Origin of the sequence: Desulfosporosinus sp. HMP52 (assembly GCF_000765145.1) — a bacterium.
In the GTDB taxonomy this organism is placed as follows: Bacteria; Bacillota; Desulfitobacteriia; order Desulfitobacteriales; family Desulfitobacteriaceae; genus Desulfosporosinus.
Window position 1 is genome coordinate 57,627 of record NZ_JMGA01000041.1, and the last position, 20,121, is coordinate 77,747.

At 39.8% G+C, this 20,121-nt stretch carries 20 protein-coding genes; 17 read left to right on the plus strand and 3 right to left on the minus strand.

Annotated elements, in window-relative coordinates:
- Positions 1-38 precede the first annotated feature (38 nt).
- The 3 genes from DP73_RS15680 (at position 39) to DP73_RS15690 (ending at position 3,010) form a co-directional block, all read left to right on the plus strand.
- Positions 39-944: a hypothetical protein gene (locus DP73_RS15680; RefSeq protein ID WP_034600679.1), complete on the plus strand. Its 906-nt coding sequence runs from the start codon at positions 39-41 to the stop codon at positions 942-944.
- A gap of 19 nt (positions 945-963) precedes the next feature.
- Complete coding sequence (locus tag DP73_RS15685) at positions 964-2,160, plus strand: adenylosuccinate synthetase (RefSeq protein WP_052090730.1); 1,197 nt, start codon at positions 964-966, stop codon at positions 2,158-2,160.
- A gap of 124 nt (positions 2,161-2,284) precedes the next feature.
- Positions 2,285-3,010, plus strand: a complete 726-nt coding sequence (locus tag DP73_RS15690; RefSeq protein WP_034600682.1) for a type II toxin-antitoxin system Phd/YefM family antitoxin — start codon at positions 2,285-2,287, stop codon at positions 3,008-3,010.
- Between the two features lie 351 nt (positions 3,011-3,361).
- Here DP73_RS15690 and DP73_RS15700 read toward each other — a convergent pair whose 3' ends face one another.
- Together DP73_RS15700 and DP73_RS15710 are read right to left on the minus strand one after the other, a co-directional pair.
- Positions 3,362-4,384: a hypothetical protein gene (locus tag DP73_RS15700; protein WP_081963061.1), complete on the minus strand. Its 1,023-nt coding sequence runs from the start codon at positions 4,382-4,384 to the stop codon at positions 3,362-3,364.
- 391 nt (positions 4,385-4,775) lie between these two features.
- Positions 4,776-5,426, minus strand: a complete 651-nt coding sequence (locus DP73_RS15710; protein WP_052090732.1) for a hypothetical protein — start codon at positions 5,424-5,426, stop codon at positions 4,776-4,778.
- Between the two features lie 618 nt (positions 5,427-6,044).
- Here DP73_RS15710 and DP73_RS23545 point away from each other — a divergent pair.
- From DP73_RS23545 to DP73_RS15775, 14 genes are all read left to right on the plus strand, one after another.
- Positions 6,045-6,203 (plus strand): hypothetical protein, encoded by a 159-nt coding sequence (locus DP73_RS23545; protein WP_165574422.1) that lies wholly within the window; start codon positions 6,045-6,047, stop codon positions 6,201-6,203.
- A gap of 313 nt (positions 6,204-6,516) precedes the next feature.
- Entirely contained in the window at positions 6,517-6,681 is a 165-nt protein-coding gene (comX, locus tag DP73_RS15715) for a competence pheromone ComX (protein WP_034600685.1), read from the plus strand.
- 58 nt (positions 6,682-6,739) lie between these two features.
- Positions 6,740-9,079: an ATP-binding protein gene (locus DP73_RS15720; RefSeq protein ID WP_034600687.1), complete on the plus strand. Its 2,340-nt coding sequence runs from the start codon at positions 6,740-6,742 to the stop codon at positions 9,077-9,079.
- A gap of 15 nt (positions 9,080-9,094) precedes the next feature.
- The gene (locus tag DP73_RS15725) at positions 9,095-9,754 is read left to right on the plus strand and encodes a response regulator transcription factor (RefSeq protein ID WP_034600689.1); all 660 of its coding nucleotides are present in this window, start codon (positions 9,095-9,097) and stop codon (positions 9,752-9,754) included.
- A gap of 68 nt (positions 9,755-9,822) precedes the next feature.
- Positions 9,823-10,251, plus strand: a complete 429-nt coding sequence (locus tag DP73_RS15730; RefSeq protein ID WP_052090734.1) for a DUF4275 family protein — start codon at positions 9,823-9,825, stop codon at positions 10,249-10,251.
- 236 nt (positions 10,252-10,487) lie between these two features.
- Positions 10,488-10,799, plus strand: a complete 312-nt coding sequence (locus tag DP73_RS15735; protein WP_034600691.1) for a hypothetical protein — start codon at positions 10,488-10,490, stop codon at positions 10,797-10,799.
- A 208-nt stretch (positions 10,800-11,007) separates the two neighbouring features.
- The gene (locus tag DP73_RS15740) at positions 11,008-13,443 is read left to right on the plus strand and encodes a phosphodiester glycosidase family protein (RefSeq protein WP_034600694.1); all 2,436 of its coding nucleotides are present in this window, start codon (positions 11,008-11,010) and stop codon (positions 13,441-13,443) included.
- A gap of 236 nt (positions 13,444-13,679) precedes the next feature.
- Positions 13,680-14,057: a BlaI/MecI/CopY family transcriptional regulator gene (locus DP73_RS15745; RefSeq protein WP_034600696.1), complete on the plus strand. Its 378-nt coding sequence runs from the start codon at positions 13,680-13,682 to the stop codon at positions 14,055-14,057.
- Between the two features lie 4 nt (positions 14,058-14,061).
- Entirely contained in the window at positions 14,062-15,240 is a 1,179-nt protein-coding gene (locus tag DP73_RS23965; RefSeq protein ID WP_034600698.1) for a M56 family metallopeptidase, read from the plus strand.
- Positions 15,241-15,254: 14 nt separating this feature from the next.
- Complete coding sequence (locus DP73_RS23970) at positions 15,255-15,929, plus strand: phosphodiester glycosidase family protein (protein WP_348982447.1); 675 nt, start codon at positions 15,255-15,257, stop codon at positions 15,927-15,929.
- A gap of 38 nt (positions 15,930-15,967) precedes the next feature.
- Complete coding sequence (locus DP73_RS15760) at positions 15,968-16,924, plus strand: phosphodiester glycosidase family protein (protein ID WP_034600700.1); 957 nt, start codon at positions 15,968-15,970, stop codon at positions 16,922-16,924.
- A gap of 78 nt (positions 16,925-17,002) precedes the next feature.
- The gene (locus DP73_RS15765; protein WP_034600702.1) at positions 17,003-18,268 is read left to right on the plus strand and encodes a hypothetical protein; all 1,266 of its coding nucleotides are present in this window, start codon (positions 17,003-17,005) and stop codon (positions 18,266-18,268) included.
- Positions 18,269-18,487: 219 nt separating this feature from the next.
- Positions 18,488-18,940, plus strand: coding sequence for a DinB family protein (locus DP73_RS15770; RefSeq protein WP_034600703.1), 453 nt, complete (start codon positions 18,488-18,490; stop codon positions 18,938-18,940).
- Between the two features lie 98 nt (positions 18,941-19,038).
- Entirely contained in the window at positions 19,039-19,554 is a 516-nt protein-coding gene (locus DP73_RS15775) for a VanZ family protein (RefSeq protein ID WP_242865780.1), read from the plus strand.
- A 74-nt stretch (positions 19,555-19,628) separates the two neighbouring features.
- Here the strand turns inward: DP73_RS15775 and DP73_RS15780 are convergent, their stop codons facing one another.
- Complete coding sequence (locus DP73_RS15780; protein ID WP_034600704.1) at positions 19,629-20,087, minus strand: MarR family transcriptional regulator; 459 nt, start codon at positions 20,085-20,087, stop codon at positions 19,629-19,631.
- Positions 20,088-20,121 lie beyond the last annotated feature (34 nt).

Here is a 20,121-nt window from a genome sequence, read left to right on the forward strand (position 1 = left end):
TTAGTTATTTTAAGAGAGCAATTAAGGAGGAATGGTTTATGGGACATGGTGGTTGGAAACCAGCAGACTGGGCTAGGTACTCAGCTAAAAAAGTGGCAGGACAATCCACAAGTGCAATTTATGCTTCCAGAATGATGACCTCAGAGTTCGATCCTAAGCAGGTTGCTTTCAGAGAAAGCCGAGACAGCAGCGAACATCCCAACAGCACGCCGATTATTATCGGACTTGATGTAACCGGCTCAATGAGTAATCTTCTGCAGGTGGTTGCTGAGAAACTGGGTGTTCTTGTTCAGGAAATCTTGGACAGAAACCCTGTAACCGACCCGCAAATTATGTTTAACGCCATCGGAGATGCTCCTGCCGGGGATAGTGCACCTCTCCAAGTTACGCAATTTGAATCAGATATTCGCATAGCCGAACAGCTGACGAAGCTTTACTTTGAACAAGGCGGAGGGGGCAATGGCTTTGAAAGTTACCCCTTGGCCTGGTACTTTGCCGCTCGCCATACAACAATCGATTCCTTCGACAAACAGGGGAGAAAAGGGTTTTTATTTACCATCGGAGATGACGGTTACCCGAAACAACTGACCCAAGGGGAGATTCAAAGGGTCTTTGGCGATAGTGTTGAGGCCGGCATTCCGGTGGAAGAAATGCTGGCCGAGGTGAACCGGAAATACGAAGTCTTCCACCTGTGCCTAGCTCAGGGTGGATCCCACCGGGACAGCGACCTAGAAAAATGGCGGGAGTTACTTGGGGAAAGAGCCATTAGAGTATCGGATTACCAGCGCATTCCTGAAATTATCGTGTCGATTCTGGAAGCTATGACCGGCAGGTCTATTGACTTGGTTGTGAATTCCTGGGATGGCACAACGGCTCTAGTTGTTAAAGAAGCTTTAAAGGGTTTAACCGGAATCACAAAATCTAAGGGGCTCATAGAATTTTAAGAGAACGGGGGTATGGGGGATGAAAAAAGTTAAGATTGTGATTGGAGCAAACTTTGGTGATGAAGGCAAGGGATTGTTAACGGACTATTTCTGTTCCGCATTCCCTGTCCGGGAAAAGGTGCTGAACGTAAGGTTTAACGGCGGAGCTCAGGCAGGGCACACTGTGGTTAAATCTGACGGGAGAAGACATGTTTTCAGTCATTTTGGCTCGGGCAGTTTTAACGAAAACAATCTCACCTACCTCTCCCGTTATTTCATACTTAATCCAATGCTCTTCGTTAAAGAGTACAAAGTCCTGGAAAGTAAGGGAGTTGTTCCAAAAGTATATATCCATAAGGATTGCCTTGTCACATTTCCTTGCGATGTAATGATCAATCAGATGGTCGAGGCTCATAGGGATAAAAATAGGCATGGAAGCTGCGGGGTAGGGATTTATGAGACCATCAAGAGAACAAGCAACCATCAGAAAACAACCATTGGGTATATCCAAGAGAACTTTGACCAATTGGCTAACATGATCACGGGCACCATTCAGGTATATGTTCCCCAACGATTAGACGAGCTGAATACGGAATTAACGGATAGTGAATGGGAGATGATCCGGAACGGAAACATCACAGAAAACTACTGCGCTGACTTATTGTTTATGCTTCAGCACACGGAAATTGTAGAAGATAATATCATCAATGAATACGACAACATTGTCTTCGAGGGTGCTCAAGGGTTACTACTGGATGCCGATAATTTAGAATATTACCCTCATCTGACACCATCCAACACCGGGATTAAAAATGCCATAGAGATATTAAGTGTTGTCAATGCCTGCGACCTTTCCATCTGCTATGTAACCAGATCTTACTTTACGAGACATGGGGCCGGACTCTTTAAGACACTGTGTGATAGTTGGGACCTTAAACCGGAGGGTTTAACGGATAAAACAAATCAGACCAATGCCTATCAAGGTAACTTCAAATATGGATATTTTGATGTGGCTGCTTTCCAACACTCAGTAGAAAAAGACTTGGGGTTTTTAAATCGGACAGCTGAGGTAGAGTTAGCCGTTACCCACTTAGACGAGACGGAGGGATACTTAATCCTGGATGGCGAAAAGCTTGAAGTAGCAGATTTGCTGAAAATTATGAACCTACATGCCGGTTATACTTCATATGGAGAAAAAGCAGAGGACATCCAAGGCTTTGCCCTTTGCCGAGATTAGGCCATAACCATTATTTTGATGGTTGGTTGTTATTGTGATTATTAGCTAACATTGAGATAATTGTTGACCGATTAGCTAAATATATGCATAATGGAATATATATAGCTAAAATGGAGGGATTATTTTGAGAGTTCCTTCGACGGAAGTACAGAATAATTTTGGCAAATACTTAAAATTTGTGGAGGTCAACGAAGAAATAATCGTGACCAAAAATGGAAGGGATATTGCCAGAATACTGTCATGCGATGACCCGAATAAAAGCCTCGTGGCGGAAGGCGCCGCAGAATATCAAACTCGTGAAGGAAAGGTTACTTATGAGGAGTTTCTGGAGCTCGTGGAAGCTTCCGAGCAGCGGTTTGAGCTGATTGACGGCGTCGTATATAATCTCTCATCGCCCTCGTACGAGCACCAATATGCTGTAAATGAAATTCATGGTACCTTTTATAACTGGTTTAAAAATAAAAGTTGTATCCCTCTCACATCGCCTTTTGATATTACCCTTTTTAAGACAGAGGACAACATTTGTGTTGTTCAACCGGATATCATCGTTATTTGCGACAGGGATAAGATGGACAAAAATGGTAAGTACAAAGGAGTTCCAACCCTGGTGGTTGAAGTCCTTTCACCCTCTACCAGAAGTAAGGATACACTTAAGAAGTTGGAGCTTTACAAGCAATGCGGTATTAAGGAATACTGGATGGTTGATCCTAAAAATAATCTAGTATATATTTATATGCTTGATAAAAATGAAATAACCGACAGCATCGCCTTTCAAAAAGATGCCTATGAATATGTTGAATCAGCATATTTCAAGGGTCTAAAGGTAACATTGGCTGATATGTTTTTATAGAGATGGGAATCTCGGATAGTTTATGCCTGAAAATTTCCCTTACTTGACTATGCATAAGTCCTCTCTTCAATTGAATGAGAGGACTTATGTTTTGCAGAAGCATGAGCTGAGAAAGCAGTCAATAAGAAGAAAAAGTATAGGCACTCGTAATGGGTTCAGTACTTTAAGTAGGGTCACAGCAAAGCGCTATGCAAATCGGACAATGCCTGTTTGGAATCAGGTAGAAAAGGAACTGGCGTTCGTTGCTTTGTTAATAATTGAGTCCAAAGAGGTAGCTTAGGATAAAACGGCTGAACAGTGATAAATTGTTATATTAAATTATATAGATTGCCTTAAAGGAGCGGTAACATACTACGAATTAATTACTTTTTGCGCTATGTCTTTTAATACTTTATACGATTGTTCCACACTATTTACTCCATCCGCATTAATTAAACAGCAACGAGAGGGTGCGAGCCAACAGCGATCATAGATTAAACTCTCTTCAAGGCCATGTTTTCCTAAAAACTCCCATAATTCCATCAGGCGTTTATACAGGCTTTCCGCAGACTCTTCACTTAACTCTGTTGTTAGGGTAGGCGTAATTCCCCATGCCAATATTCCACCACCCTTGAGGAATTCTTTCACTTCATCTGTATAGCGAACTAAAATTTGACCCCAACTAAAGGCGTCCACGGATAGAATATCTAGGTTTGCAACTAATAGAAACGACCAATCTGGATTGCCACATAGGTGAACACCCTTTGGTCCGGGTAATTGCGCTAAAAAGGATTGGTATTCACCTTGAGCCAACTCAGATGTATAGGCACTAAAAGAATTAAATATAATTTCCAATCCAGGCTCGTCTAACCAGACAAACGGTTTTTTGTGGATTTTGCTTAATTCTTGATATTGCCATTCGATTTTTCGCACTAGAAAATTATATAGAATTTCCCGGACAAAATCGTTGTAGATCATCGGTTTTAGATCCTCGTCACAAATCTTCAGTCCGAAACTAATAGGGCCTACTGTTTGGCCTCTCACCATGGGATAATTAGTAAGATCCTGTTTTAAGAAAGCACGAAATGCAGTTGAAAAATCCGAAGTAAGCTCAAAATAATGATCGTTTTGACTTTCTTCAAGGTATATATCAAGTTGCTCAGTAAAAAGTTGATGTGAAAATCGCAATATCTCATGTTCTTCATCAATGATCAATCCGGGAAAGTGCTGAGCAAACTGCGCATACATATCCTCTTTAAAGCGATACTTGGGTAGTTGAAGCCAAAATGGAATATCCACAGAAAGTGATAATCGTAAGGCATCCTCTAAGTTGACATGAGGCAAAATTCCCATTGCAGTTGTTAAAGCACGACCGGGTAACATTTCGTTTTTCATATAGCTTTCCTCCTCATGATATTAGCGCTCAAAAGACATTAGAAACCGTGCCAGTATATCAAATAGTATAATTTATTAAGTAGCTATTTTTATTGATCTTAATCACATTTATAAGAATATTATTTATATTTAAACTATTAGGATAAAATTTACTTTCTAACTTAATAGCCGTGGGAAATTATCAGGAACCCGTCTGAACCTTCAAGAAAGTCCTGTATATTGAAGGAGGGGGAAAGGCAATATAAAAAAACAACCCCTGCGGACAAAAATAACTCCATCCCAATTCGTGGAAAGGAGTTATTTTTATCATTGGTCGAACTTAAGCTTAATTACACTAAGTTGGGGAATTTCATCGAAACCCCTTGCTTATCATTAATACAAATCCCGCAAATTATTCTCTGAATTTTGAAACGGATCTTTCTCTTTGAACTTTCACTTGATTTTCAAAGGCGTTTTTATATTCTTTGTATTGCTTTGATGACAATATATCTTGTTTGTCAGAGGCATTTAATGGTATGTTTGAATTTGGTCCAGATATTATAATTGAACCATCATTTCCTGCACTGCCGGAAAAGATGTAGTATTTGTTTTCTGCTGGAAGTTCGTCATTTTCAAAAACATATACCGCTTTTTTATCTGCTGAAATACCACCAGCTTTCCGGAATTCAATAGGAGTATTTTTATTCAGGTTTCCCTTTATGTTGTCGATGACTTCAATTTCATAAATTGTGTAAGGTGCACTTATGTCTTTCGTTCCAGCATTCTCAGCCACCATAGTCATTCGTTCTGAATAAACAGTTCCGTGATTCTTTACTACTTTACCCACAAAAACATAGTCAAAAAATTCTACTTTTGCATTGGGGTTATCCACATTAATTACGAAAGAACTCCTCATTGGATATATCGGCAAATCACTTACATCTACATTTCCTGCAGTATTTAAAACTGGCTTATCGTTATTTATAGCATAAGCGCCTAATGCCAGCCCTAAACTTAAAACAACTATGGCTATAGTATTAATTATTTTTTTCTTAATAATCATAAATCTAAAACCTCCATCCTACGAATTACTTTACAATAATCAAAATACTTTTGCACCGAAAAACTCACTGCAAGATACCGCAATACCTTGCGGTTTTCGCATAAACGTGGTGGAATTGAAGCAGGTAAATGGCAGATATCTAATGTCGATCATCTTGGTTGGGCCGAACAACAAGAAATCAAGGCTGGAGATACTTAAAGGCGTCCACGGATAGAAGGTAATTTCATCGTGGCAAAATCTCTATGACAGATAAGCTGAGGATTACTACGGAGTTCATGAGTCAAATCTGTTAGTCAAAGTAGAAAGCAGCGAGAAAATGAAATTCGCGTTAACCGTAAAACAATTGTGGTATCTCGCAGAATGGGTTTTCGGTGCAAAAAAAGTAATATTATTGTATTATTGGAAATGTCAATAAGGTGCACCGAAAAAGGAAGTCTGCATCAGTAGTTTCACAAAATGTAGGCTATTCATGGGATAAATCTTTCTCTGATGAATTTTAAATAAATGCGTGGGCGAAGTCCCACGGTTTTATTTTTAATCTTTCAATGTATAATACGGATATTGGCAGGATTGAATTAAATTATAAATTTCACAGTAAATCTAAGGAGGAATAATTGAATGATTAATTTTAATACTCCGATAGCCCCATTAGCATTTATATTCATAGATGCTGTATTGAAAATCTTAGTAGTATTTTTAATCATAAATACTATAAGATTTTCGAACATCGCAATAAAAGCATTAAAAATCTATGTATCTAAAAATAATGAAGTATAACAAAGGCCTTTTTTAGCGGTAAGTTAAACAAGGAAGAATTAATCCAAAGTAAGGAAGAAATTCAAGAGTTAATTCAAAAATCTGGTGTTTTTGGAATATACGCGGGTTATTATGAAAGTAAATCAACAAAAGGTGATTGAACTGATAGATAAAATTGGGATAGAAAATAAGTGGAAGGAAAAGCTATTGCAATTTATATAATGTAGTTGCCCCGCAATACAATTGCGGGAACCCGCAGTCCTGTTTGCGGGGCTATTTGATCGATTATATGATAGTATATTGAATAACTTTTATTAAGGAGAGAAAAAATTGTATGCTGCAAAATCTTGTTGAGTATTTAATAGAAAACCCGAATATAAAAGAGAAAGTAAAAGAGTGTTCAGTAAGCTTAGTAGGATTAACAAAGATGGAGCAGCAGGCAGTTATTGATAGCTTTGAAGACGAGCCCAGCGTCGTTGGGCCATTGCAGTTTTGGTAAAAAATTAAAGAAAAGTCAGGATTTATCCTGACTTTTCTTTAATGGAGGAGATTTGTGAATGAGAGACCTAAAAAGACGTTGCGTGTGGTTATCTTCTGCCGGAATTATTTTAATATTGATCTATTACTTGCCCTTTGTCAGCCTAAACATTCCTTACATTGGCCTAAATGTGGTGGAAAATGAAGCAGGTGAATGGCAGATAACTAATGTCGATCATCTTGGTTGGGCTAATCAACAAGGAATCAAGGCCGGAGATACTGTAGCATTGATCAACCAAAATAAGCCTAGCGAGCATTTTACCGTCAAGCAATATGGTGTCATTGAACAAGCAGAGACATTAACAATTAATCAAAGTAACGAACTGATTTTATATAAGGTGACCAATAATCCGACTCAAGATTTACTTTGGTATCATATTTTGATACCAGGACTAGTCTTTGGGATTCTCTTTATTTTTTCCCTGTTTCTATATATTAAAAAAAGGGATGATAAGGCTGCTCTTCTCCTCATTCTCTTTTTTATTGCCATAGGGTTTAGCTACTTAAGTTCTGGGGCTTCTTCTAGGATAGATATTCTCGGGATATACATCAATCGAATTACACTGTCTTTAATCCCCGTACTCTTTTTGGAATTTTTACGGGTTTATTTTGGGCAACATGGACTCACTTTGTATAGTCGTAAGTTCTTGTTTGCATTTTATGGAATAAATGGGTTGCTGCTTTTTATTCTTTCATTGTTTCAGATCTTCGGCGGAAGGTTATCGATTATCAGGTATTCCTTTCTGGCTGTCTTTTCAGTAAGCATTCTTCTATGTTTTTACATTATTATCTCTCGTTATATGCGTTATAGAAATACCGTGCACAAACCGGTTTTTAAAATTATAATAGTAGGTTTTATACTGACGTTTTTCCCTTTTGTCGTATTAGTGGGTCTACCAAGTATTCTATTCGGGGTTGAACTTATACCGGGGGCTTTAGGGGCGGTTTTCTTAGTATTTCTTCCGGTTGTTTTTTTATATCTAATTACAGCAAAAAGCTTGTTTGATATCGATTTTATCATTAGCCGGATACGATATTATTCTATAATCTGCCTCATACCCACTACTCTCTTTTTATTGATTTTATTCTACATTGTGGGGGAAATTACTTTTCTCCAGGGGATTCATGTTGGCCTTGTTACTTATATAGGAATCATTGTGTTCCTTTATATCAAAGAAGAGCTTGATTTCAGTTTTCGTTCAAAATTATTTAGAGAAAAGTATAATTTCCAAGCAAGCTTAGACCGTTTCTCACAGACTATTTCTAGGGTGATGAAGCCAGCTGATCTGGAAGAAGAACTAATCATAGAAGTAATGCAAGTCTTACCGGTCAAATCCATTTCCTTATTCGCAATGGATCTGACAGACAATTCATTGTTAATAAAAACAGGGGATCCGAATTTTCCCACTGAAGAAAGCATTAATTGGTTACATAACAATATCAGTTCGATTTCCGTTGGAGAATTAATCGATATAGATAGTGAAGTTTTGCTTATAGTAAGTAAGGAAGAGGACAAAATTCACCTTGTATGGATTAGAGAAAAGGAAAATCGAACTTCTTTTAATCAACATGAAAAAGTATGGCTTAGAACAATCGCTTCTTATGCCAGCCTAGTCTATGAAAACTTACGCTTAATTGAGGGATTGACCGTGAAATTAGAGGAAGCGGTTACCCAAAAAGACCCAGAGCATCCTTGGGTAATGCGTCTTCTATTTAACTTATCGGAAAAGGAGAGACGACGTCTAGCTTTAGATTTACATGATTCAGCGCTGCAACATCAATTGCTGTGGTATCGAAAGCTGGAAATAATCTTAGAAGATGAAAAAATCCCGGAAGATCTGAAGAAGCAATTGAATAATCTGGCCGAAGGAATGTTAGATGTAACACATCAAATTCGTGAAACCTGCAATGAATTATTTCCGCCTTTACTAAGGGAATCAGGGATTGTAGAAGCGTTAAAGAATTTGTTTGCTGATGCCCAATTACGAACAAATTACGTTGTGAATTTCGATTCAAAAGACTTCAGTATGAATTTGGATTATGAACATGTATTAGCCCTTTACCGAATTGTACAAGAGTTGTTGACAAATGCAGCAAAACACTCCAAAGCAACAGAGGTTAATATCTCGTTAGCCAATAGTAATGATATTTTAGAATTTAAGTATCGAGATAACGGTATTGGTATAGATCTAAACAACTTAAAATCTTCACTTAGCCATATGGGGTTATCTGGAATCAAAGAACGAGTTTCAAGTCTAGGGGGGAATACAAGTCTTCATTCAAGTCTGGGTAAAGGATTGGAAGTATCAATTTGCATGGTGGTAGAGGTGATGTCCGGAGTAAGTGAACAAGTTGTTTAAGGGGGAAGGGATAAAGTGATTCAAATTTTATTAGTCGATGATCATCCCTCAGTTGGTGAAGGTACAAAAAGCATGATTGAGCAAGACGTGGAAATGCAAGTTACTGTGGTAACTTCCAGTATGGAAGCATTAGAATTATTAAAAAACAAGACTTTTGATGTTCTGATGTTTGATTTGAATATGCCGGTAATCAATGGATTGGAATTAACTCGGAGAGTAATCACGACAAATTCGGATACCCCAATTATAATTTATACAGGTTACGATATTGCTCCGCATTTTAATGTTCTAGTTGAATCACGTGTTGCAGGGTTCGTAAGTAAAACAGCATCACGAGAGCAACTTATAACGGCGATCCGCTGTGCCTTGCATGGCGAGGCTGTTATACCCGTATCTCTCTTACATCAGCTAAGGCGTAATGATGCTAGGGTTGCTATCTCAGTGAATGAAGAAAGCATAGAAGGTATTTCAATCGATGAAAGGGAGCAAGCGATTCTGAGAGAAGTCTCTAAAGGTAAGGGTAACAGGGAAATTGCAGATGTTTTATTGATAAGTCAACGTACGGTTGAGTACAATTTGACAAGAATTTTTGGGAAATTAAACGTTCGCTCAAGAGCGGAGGCTATTGTTGAAGCCAAGCGCCTTGGGCTTATTCCTGGTGAGGATTTTATATAGTCACTTTTAGAATGTCTAAAAACCTCGTTAGAAGTGATTTTTTTAATTTCTTTAAGGGGGAATCAGAGATGGGCGATAACTCAAGATTTACAGTTTTAAATCTAAATTCTATTGAAACAACAAAGATAAAGAAAATATGGGAAGATTCTTTCGTGCCTATTGGGATAGATAGACAAAAGATCCCTTACGAGGACATGCTTTGGCATATATTCAGCTACAAAGCAAGGGAGTGTGAAAGTGGTGAACAGGCAAGAAATTCCTTTAAAGATATTTTAAAAGATAACTTATATAGCTTTTATCTTTTCCATCAATATAAAAATACGGGATATATCATTGACAACAAGTTCAGAACATTTTCATTTGATGATTTGAGCCAATTTATAATCGATCTTGAAACAGCAGATATTTATATTACTGATGAACAATTTAATTGGACATTTGTCCTAACACATGAAGATGGGTGGCTGGGTCCTTATTTTTGCAAACGTCATAGATAGTAGATTAATTAGTTAGGTTTTTTAATAAGCTCTTCGATAAATGCCGGAAACGAATAACATTTAGAAACAAGGGAGGCGATAATATCATTACTAAAAAGATCATAACGAATATAATTCTGTTACTGCTATTAGGTCTTGGAATTATTGCATACTTCGCAATCAATACTGGTATTCCTAAAGAAGCACCAGTTCCAATCGTTAAATATAATAATTTAACGATTCCGACCGTGGAGTCTATGTACAATTGGTTAGATAAAAAAAAGGGTGGAAATAGCCATCTAACCCCCCCTCCCGAAGAAACAACAAAGAATATTGACGCTATTGCAGTTGAACCGAATAGCAACATAACGATCAGATTTGATACCAAATATCAACCAAAACAGATAGAAGTAATCCACTGGAACCAAGGAGAAATTGAGTCGAAAATAATCCTAAATAATGAGAAATTTAGTGCACCTACGTTACCAGGTATATATGTTTATGAAATTAATGGTAGATGGGATGAAACCCATGACTCTGCACATTCATTTCGGATAGAAGTTAAGTGAAAATAGAAGTAGAAATGTAGTTAATGTGTTCAGTCTAGTCGCTTATCTAAACGATAAGGGGTAGGTTGAGGGATAGTCCTAGGAAGCCCTGGGACTTTATTTTTTGAATTCAACTAATCTTTCCCCTGGGAGAGGATTATTTAGGAAGATGTGGAATGTATGATGATAAGCTGAATTTTTTATGAAAAAATATCCAAGGAGAACTAAAATGACTTATTTAAAAAAAGTACTTGTAATCTTTCTGACAACAGTCTGCGCTGTCCTGACAATCTCCGGCACAGCGGTAGCCCAACCAAAAACTCTCTATGAGACTAGAGTTCAACAGACCATAACCGCTGGAGCAACTCTGGAACATATTTCGCGGTTTACAGCAGACGGGTGGTTAAATATCAAAGTATTACGTATTGATACCACGAATCCTAACATCAAAATAGATACCTTGGCTAATAGCCGGATCACAGATCCGCTTTCTACTGTACTTGCCTTAGCCCAGGAAAACAATGCCGTAGCTGCCGTCAACGCCAGCTTCTTCAATCCCATGGGTGGCGGTACCGGATATCCTGATGGACCCTTTGTACAAAGAGGAGACCTCGTAGCCACCACCGGTTGGTACAATCAAAACAATGATGAAATGGCTTCCCTCTCTCTGGATAACGCTGGTCAGATCCTTTTTAATTATTGGAAAAACTCCCTTACCTTGACCGGATTCAATAATGTTTCATTTGCGGTGACTCAGTACAACCAGCCTAGCCGTCAGCAATATAAGGATATTACCGTCTTGGATAATAAATGGGGACCCACCACTCTCGGAGCCTCGGAAACGTATCCGGATTTAGTGGAGATTCTTGTCTCCCAAGGACAGGTGATAGAAATTCGCCAAGCTATGCCTGCCGCAACCATACCTGCCCAAGGTTATGTGGTGATTTCCCGGGGAGAACAAGCTGCTAAACTTCTGGAAAGCTTCAGGATGGGAGAGCCGGCACAATTCACCGTTACCGCTAACCCAGACTGGTCCGATCTGCAAATGTCAGCAACCGGGTCCTCGCTGCTGGTCAAGGACGGTCAGATTCCTGAGACCTTTTCGTATAGCACCGGCAGTTTTGACAAGAAAAACCCTCGCACCTTGGCAGGGAGTTCCGAGGATGGGAAACAACTGATTTTGGTTACGATCGATGGCAGACAGGATAACAGTATCGGTCTTACCCAGAGTGAGTCCGCTCAACTCATGGAGGAATTAGGAGCCTACAATGCCCTGATTTTTGATGGCGGCGGATCTACTACCATGGTAGCCAGAAAGCCGGGAACTTCCACCTTAGACCTTGTCAACATACCTTCTGAAGGTTCTATGCGTTCTGTTGCCAACGGTATTGGAATCTTTTCTCAGGCCTCTTCTGGTTCACTGGCCAAGCTTATCCTAGAAACCGAGGATCCTAATGTTTTTGTGCATACTTCGAGAAAATATACACTTAGGGGAGTGGACAGTTTCGCTAATCCGGTCGAGATTAATCCTCAACAGATAAAATGGAGGGTGAGCGGGATTAAAGGAAGATTTAGAGATAATCAGTTTCAGCCCACTTCGGTTGGCAAGGGCAAAATAATTGCCCAAGTGGGGAAATTAACAGCCGAGTTGGATATCCGTTCCTTAAGTGCTCCTGTCATGCTTGAGTTCAGTGCAGATAAGATAGACTTACCTCTTGGACAGAGCCAAACCATCCAGGTAACTGGTTACGACCAACAGGGCTTCCAAGGAAAAATTCAGCCGAAAGATGTTCAGTGGGCAGTAAGTGGGAAAATAGGAGATCTCAAGGAGGGAATCTTTAAAGCCACGGCAGTTGGTGCAGGCTATATCAAGGCCAGCGTAGGGGGCGTAAATGCCTATATTGCTGCAGCGATCTATGCAGACTCTACAGATACAATTGATTCCTTCGATGACGACCTGCCTTCCCCGGTAATTGAGCAAAGGGAAATACCTCAGAATACAAGCCCTAAAGATGATGCCAACAGGAAAACAGATTTTAAGTCAGGTCCGGAAAGTTTTAAGTTTTCCGTTTTTGCTAGCAGGCAGGCAAGCTATAATCCTATGGAAGAGCAATTGTTGAGCAAAATGACCGGGTATATTAATGAAAATTTGGACATGGCGGTTTATACCGGAAGCCAAGCCCCAACTGCTGTCAGAGACATGTCCAAACCTGCCCTGATTTCTAAGAATGAATATAAAACCTATGATTATAAGAACTCCAGCTTTATTCAGTTAGATGTCAGTCAGGGGGGACTGCGCAGAAGTGATCCTGAACAATGGCTATGGTTGTTCAAGGAGTTAGACAACCTGACCGGCAGTAATGTATTTGTTGTCATGTCAGCAGCTCCCGCAACTTTTATTAATGCCAAAGAAAGTGAATTACTCAAGGATACCTTGGCCGAATATCGGGAGAAAACCGGAAAAAACCTCTGGGTCTTGTTTTCGGGAGATGTCAATCAATGTGAGCTGGATAGGGGAGTTCGGTATATTTCCTGTGCTGGTTTTAGTACCCCGGATTTTTCCCCGGAAAAGCCAACTGCAGCAAAATATCTTGAGGTAACGGTAATGGAGAATGATATTACCTATGAATTCAAAGATCTTTTAGGAGAGGGTATAACCCAATAGGTGATTTTCCAGAATTAACAGGACCCTTTCTCTGTCGTAGGAATGGGTCCTGTTTTATTTTTAATAATCCAAGGGGAGGCAAGCTCAGTGATCCTGGGAGATCTTGTAAGGTTTAAGCAACGGTAACCGGACTGGAATGCCTAGAAAGTTCAGAAAATATGCTTGACAGTAATTGATTACAGTTGTAGTATACTATCAACTACATATGTAAACTTAAACTGAGAGGAGATCCAACTTTGAAAAACATACCCAATATATCTGATGCAGAATGGGAAGTTATGAAGATCTGTTGGTTGAAGTCGGTGCCATGTACAGCAAATGAAATTGTTAAGGCTTTAGAAGAACCGACAGATTGGAAACCAAACACGATTAAGACTTTAATTGGGAGACTGGTGAAAAAAGGGGCTCTCGGTTTCAAAGAAGAGGGCAGAGTTTATATCTACTATCCGTTGGTGACCGAGCAAGAGTGTATCCAAGCAGAGAGTAAGTCTTTTCTTACTCGAGTTTTTGGCGGAGCTCTAAAGCCCATGCTGGTTAACTTTCTTAAAGATGAAAAACTCTCTCAGGACGACATCGAAGAACTAAAACGGCTCCTTGAAGACAGGAAGGAGTAAAGAGATGCTAACGCTTTCACAGGCAAATTATCTAAGCTTCTTCAACTGGGTTTTGATAACATCAGCCAAGGCAAGCATTTTTATCATTTTTCTTCTCGGAGTAAAATTTGTACTTAGATATAAAATCGGGGCAGGCTTTCAGTATATGTTATGGTCAGTATTAATCATTGGTTTAGTGTTGCCATGGACACCCAATAGCCCGATAAGTGTTTATAATTACCTCGACTTTTCCCACCTCCAGCAAAAGGTGGCGTCGATCATTGACCGAACCATACCATCATCCTCAACAAACCTTGCCGACCAACAATCTGCCTTAGAATTAGCAGCTGTCGGGGATGGTAATTCTCAGATGGCTGTTATAAGCTCAGAAACCCTGGGCCCAATTGAGGAAAAATCCAATACGTGGATTTCTTTCCCGTTCGTTTATAGACTAATGTCTTACATATGGTTATCAGGGGTCTTGATATTGACCATTCTCACAGTAATCGTTAACAAACGGTTTTCTAAAAACATTGGACATGCCTTGGTGACTGACCAAGGTTTGCTTTCGGAGTTCAATAAGCTCAAAGCAGATTTAAGGATAAAAACGGAGATTCCTCTCTTAAAGTCGAGGCAGGTAAACAGCCCATCATTATTAGGCTTGAGCCGCCCCAGGTTGCTATTACCCAATGGAATTGAGGAAAGGTTTAGTTTGGAACAGTTAAATCATATCTTTTTACATGAGCTTATCCATTTTAAACGTAAGGACGTTTGGATAAATTGCTTAACCCAGCTGTTGATTATCTGTCACTGGTTTAACCCACTTATTTGGTACGCTTTTTACCGGATGCGGGAAGACCAGGAGATATCCTGTGATGCTCTAGCGACAGCCCGGATAGATGCGGAGCAATGCAGCGACTACGCTTATACACTACTCAAGCTGGCAGAGACATATTCTATAGCCCCTCGCCTGGCAGGTATGGCAAGTTTGTGCGGCTCAAATTCTCAAATCAAGAAGAGACTAATCATGATTAAAAGCAGAGAGGATCATCGATCTTCAGCTAAATGGTCGTTGCTGGGAGTTGTGGCAATAGGAGTACTAGCATTTACGTCATTTGCCAGTCCTCAAGCGATGGCCCCCCCCCTTTATATGAAAAAGAATCGGAACAAGCAATCGGACTACCCAAAGAGTTTAGCGATATAAGCTCGGGAGTCATAGTGGAGGATATCTCAGGTGAAAAATTTAAAGGCAAAGTGATGTTGATCAAGGATCCCACCCGAATTAAATTGGCCGTTACTAAAGATATTGGGGTCATGGGAGAGCGGGTTAGCGAGCTCGTCAAAGCTAGGGGAGCCATCGCCGGAATTAATGCCGGAGGGTTTTATGACCCAAATGGTAAAGGGAACGGAGCTTTTCCAGACGGGTTAACTGTGCAGAACGGGAAACTGGTCGACAATAATGTGGGAGAAAACGAAGCCAATATTGTAGGATTTGATGACCAAGGAAAACTGGTTCTGGCCAAGATGAGGGCCAATCAATTGGAGGCTCGACACATTCGTGAAGCTGTTACTTTTGCGCCTAATCTTATCCTAGGGGGCAAATCTGTAATTTTAGAAGATGGTGACTGGGGAATTGCCCCACGGACCGGTATCGGTCAGAGGGCGGATGGTACTGTAATTTTCGTTGTTATTGACGGACGCCAGCCTACTTGGAGTATCGGGGCGACTTTAAGTGACCTCACGAAAGTTTTTGAGGATTATCACGCCGTTAATGCGGTCAATCTCGATGGCGGTTCTTCCTCAGAAATGGTCTTTCAAGGTAAAGTTCAGAATAAACTTCCGAACGTTTTTGGGGAACGCTATGTTTCCACAGCCTTTGTCGTTACCCCTTAGAGTGAGGTTTTATTAATCATGATCTTAAGGGAGGCAGCATGAGGAAAAATCGAAAAATACGGCCCAAAATGATGCTGGTTTTTATGCTCTTTAATCTGGTTTTCTCCGTAATCTTGTTTCCGTTTACCGTTTTGTGGGGGCCATTTGAAGCAACGAAAACTTTAGCGGTTGGATCTATTCTCTCTTCTAGACATCCACAGGTTGTTGAGGCGTTTCTCTCGGATGAAGAAATTAGCGAGATTGTTAACAAATATGACAGCGCAGCAAGGCCCTGTCCAACCTGGCATACTGTTTCAGATGCATCCGCTGGTATCACGATTGAAGATATTAAGGGTAAGACATTTAAAGGAAAAGTAATGCTCATAAAGGATCCCAAACGGGTAAAAGTGGCTGTGACAAAAGAATTGGAGGTTAGAGGTGAACGGGTAAGTGACTTCGTTAAAGACACTGGGGCTATTGCGGGAATAAATGGCGGAGGGTTTTATGACCCTAATGGTGCAGGAAATGGAGGGTTTCCTGACGGATTAACCATTCATAATGGAGAAATCGTCCATAACAGTATTGGCGACAAGAGTACAGACATTGTGGCCCTTGATAAAGAGGGTAAACTGATCGTGGGACAAGTAAAGGCTGATGACATTAAAAAGAAAAACATTCAGGAAGGGGTATCGTTCTGGCCAGCCTTAATAAAAGACGGAAAACGAGGGGAATTTCAAGACTCTTTTTGGGGAGTTGCGCCACGAACTGCCATCGGACAGAAAGCAGATGGCACGATTATTCTCGTTGTAATAGATGGTCGCCAACCAACTTGGAGTTGGGGAGCAAAAATGAGCGATCTCTATAACCTTTTCCTGGATTATGATGCCGTGAATGCGGCCAATCTGGATGGCGGTTCTTCTACAGAACTCTTTTATAACGGAAAAGTGATTAATAAACTTTGGAACTGGGCTGGTGAACGCTACCTGCCAACGGTATTTGTGGTCATGCCAGAATAGTAGCAACGAATGGAGGAAGCCTTGCAGCTCCCTCTTATAGGATCAAAGTAATTACCGTTATAGAAGGAGAAGTTACAGATGAAGAAGAAACTTCGGATTTTGTTAGTTTGGATATTAGTCTCACTGGTTTTTCAATTTGGAGGGCACACGCTTTTGAACATCCAAATTCAAAAAGTTATGGGACTGACTCCGCTAGAAAATGAGCCACCGATCACACTCCAGCTTCAAGCAACCATCCCTGGTTCTGAGCTTACTAATATTCAAGTTTCTTACGCCAAGGACTACTTGGCTTATATGGAGAAGGGTACACTTAAAATTTTTAACTTAAAAAAAGAAAAGATTGTTTTTGAAAAAACATCTCCGTCTGCCACGGATCAAACCCTGGGAGTTTTGAGGTATCAATGGTTGCCGGATCGAAATATCTTACTCTATTTTTATGCCAAGAAAAACCCTAATGAGGTGACAACCGTCAAAGTATCCTCCCCTCAGACTATTGTCCCCAACCCTGCAGATGTGGAGAAAACAGAAGACCCAAACCAAGGGGGAATTGTGACCCAAAAGGTTCCGCCTGAACCTAGGTATGAAAAACGGTATGGAAGTCCACAACTTACTGAACTCTATTCCCTGGAACTTCCGGAGAGTGATGAAGATAGCGCTCCTGAGGATCGTTTGAATTCCTTTGATCCACCGAGTTGCAGTGAAGAGATTTCCAAAGGCGGAAAACTAGATAAGTTTGTTGTCGCAGCAGCTACTAATTTAATGTACTTAACTGTCACGAATGGCTCTACCCAACAGCTCATGAAAATTAACCTTATGAAAAACTTAAGCACTCTAAACAAACCAAGAGAGCTTATCAATAATATGGCCACCTCTGATCGCTTCTCGACACTTTATCTTGACAGTAAAGTGGGGACTATCCAGCAAGTTGCGGCAATTCAATATGTTGAAGCCTTAAAAAAAGATAAGCGTCTGATCATCTCAGAAAATACCAATGATAGAATTATTGGGGTTAGAAACGGAAGAGTGTATATCGGAGAAGTAGTTGATAATCAACTCGTAAAGATTAAAACTACAGCTGACCTTGAAGTGATGAAGGATAACCCTGCACTAAAAACTGAATGGGAAGGATCAGTTCCTTATAATGAAAATATGAGTGCCCTGGTTGGAGGGAAGGGACAGATAATTCTCTACGATAATCATACAGCCTATATTATTACTGAGGGTCATCTTACGGAGGTTAAATTGCAGGGCGATGAAAATTATATCTCGGCCGATGGGGCTGAGTTGGTTCAATTCACTAAGTCAGGAACATCCACCCAGGTGGAATTACAGCCCCTTATTTAAACGGCTATCTCTTAATCTACCTCGTGAAAAACTTATAAAAACAAAGAGTTATCGACAGAAATAGAGGGGCTCAATATACTCTTAGAAGATAAATAATCCGGACGTGGGTGACTTGATTAATGACAATGTTATAAAGCAGAACCCAACCATGCTTGGCATGGTATACATTGGATAATCGATTGCTTGCCAAGAATATTGATGAGAAAGAAGAGTGAGGATATGAGAGATATTAACGAAAGGCTTAACTACTTAATTAAATCAATTCCTGCCAAGGTCAAACAGTATTCAGAACAAGAATTTTCAGTCCGCATAGAAGGCAAGTGGTCGAAAAAGGAAATATTGGGCCATTTATGTGATTCCGCTACTAACAATCATCATAGGTTCATAAAAATTCAGTTTGAGAAGCAGCCTTTTGTGATAGTGCCTTATGACCAAAACAATTGGGTCATGATTCAGGATTATCAATACATGCCTCTGGATGAGATTATTTCCTTCTGGTCGGTTTTAAATAGACATATCCTTAGAATCATCTCAAGAATACCGGAAGAGAAACTGGGTTATGTGTGTGACATAGGTGATAATAAATCCATGACATTCTTTGAGTTGGTACAGGATTACCTGAGACACCTGGAGCATCACTTAAAACAAATCTTTGGTACATCGGTACTTTAAGGGGAAGATATCGGCTGGGTTTTGCCATGAATTAGGTGCAAAACTTCAGAGTATACGTCATCATATGGTGCTTGAGGATCTCCAGAAGGTATATGAATATGGAAATAATAAGAAGTGAGAAAGTGAGGAGCATTTATATGCCTTCCCGCTTAAATAAGCTGGTGCGAAAAATCCCAGGGGTACTTTTTCTTGTTTATTTTACCTATTTGGTCTATAGACTTTTCTTTTTTGCTTACAGTGAATACTTTAGGTTTTCCGTGGAGAATCTGCGGTTTAATTTAATTCCTTTTAAAACAATCATTGCTTATATAAGTTGGGTCAGTGATGATAATATTGATGTTTGGTTTTTTAACTTGTTTGGCAATGTCTTAGCGTTTATGCCCATGGGTTTTTTGCTGCCCCTTGTTTTTACTAAGCTCAAAAGTGCAAAAGCTCTTGTGATTACTACCTTCACAACAAGTTCTGTCCTGGAAGGAATACAGCTAATCACAAAACTCGGGACGGCGGATATTGATGATGTTATCTTGAATACTTTAGGTGGATTATTGGGTTATCTATTGCTGATGAATGGCCTAAGGTTGGTGAGAAAATCAGTGCGACTGGAAGAGGATTAAAATTCTGCAATTTGAATTTGATTTTGGTTAAATACTCATCTCTATGAGCTTGCGTTTTTACATATATGTCCTCCTTAAATATTCCCATTAAAGCTCTTAAGCATATTAATAAATGTTTCGAGCTCTGAATCCTTCCAATTTGAAATGCGTTTGTAAAATTCATTTTCCTTTTCTTTTATGGCCTTTGATGCTTTTAGCCGCCCGGACTCTGTCAAGGATATTAATATTCCGCGGCGGTCTTCAGGGTGAGTTTCACTTTTTACATAACCTAATTGTTTGAGCTGAGTTACAAGCCGGCTGACAGAACTTCGATCCATGGCAGTCGATTCTGCTATAAGAGTAGCAGTTGACGCTCCGTGAGCTAAAAGCCAACGGACTATTAGAAAAGATGCAGGCTGCAAGGTGGGATCGAAAAGGGCTGCAGTTCTTACATTAAGTGCGTGTGAAGCACTGATTAGTGCATTAAGCTGTTCTCCGAGATTTAGCTCAAGTTGAGATCTTGGGGGATTTTGATTGTGATTTTTATTTTGCATAATTTTACCTCGCAAATATACTTGACATATATCA

Coding starts and splice junctions, on each gene's coding strand:
- DP73_RS15680 (WP_034600679.1), top strand. CDS start 39: ATGGGACATGGTGGTTGGAAACCAGCAGACTGGGCTAGGTACTCAGCT.
- DP73_RS15685 (WP_052090730.1), top strand. CDS start 964: ATGAAAAAAGTTAAGATTGTGATTGGAGCAAACTTTGGTGATGAAGGC.
- DP73_RS15700 (WP_081963061.1), bottom strand. CDS start 4,384: ATGAAAAACGAAATGTTACCCGGTCGTGCTTTAACAACTGCAATGGGA.
- DP73_RS15710 (WP_052090732.1), bottom strand. CDS start 5,426: ATGATTATTAAGAAAAAAATAATTAATACTATAGCCATAGTTGTTTTA.
- DP73_RS23545 (WP_165574422.1), top strand. CDS start 6,045: ATGATTAATTTTAATACTCCGATAGCCCCATTAGCATTTATATTCATA.
- comX (WP_034600685.1), top strand. CDS start 6,517: ATGCTGCAAAATCTTGTTGAGTATTTAATAGAAAACCCGAATATAAAA.
- DP73_RS15720 (WP_034600687.1), top strand. CDS start 6,740: ATGAGAGACCTAAAAAGACGTTGCGTGTGGTTATCTTCTGCCGGAATT.
- DP73_RS15730 (WP_052090734.1), top strand. CDS start 9,823: ATGGGCGATAACTCAAGATTTACAGTTTTAAATCTAAATTCTATTGAA.
- DP73_RS15735 (WP_034600691.1), top strand. CDS start 10,488: ATGTACAATTGGTTAGATAAAAAAAAGGGTGGAAATAGCCATCTAACC.
- DP73_RS15740 (WP_034600694.1), top strand. CDS start 11,008: ATGACTTATTTAAAAAAAGTACTTGTAATCTTTCTGACAACAGTCTGC.
- DP73_RS23965 (WP_034600698.1), top strand. CDS start 14,062: ATGCTAACGCTTTCACAGGCAAATTATCTAAGCTTCTTCAACTGGGTT.
- DP73_RS15760 (WP_034600700.1), top strand. CDS start 15,968: ATGAGGAAAAATCGAAAAATACGGCCCAAAATGATGCTGGTTTTTATG.
- DP73_RS15765 (WP_034600702.1), top strand. CDS start 17,003: ATGAAGAAGAAACTTCGGATTTTGTTAGTTTGGATATTAGTCTCACTG.
- DP73_RS15770 (WP_034600703.1), top strand. CDS start 18,488: ATGAGAGATATTAACGAAAGGCTTAACTACTTAATTAAATCAATTCCT.
- DP73_RS15775 (WP_242865780.1), top strand. CDS start 19,039: ATGGAAATAATAAGAAGTGAGAAAGTGAGGAGCATTTATATGCCTTCC.
- DP73_RS15780 (WP_034600704.1), bottom strand. CDS start 20,087: ATGCAAAATAAAAATCACAATCAAAATCCCCCAAGATCTCAACTTGAG.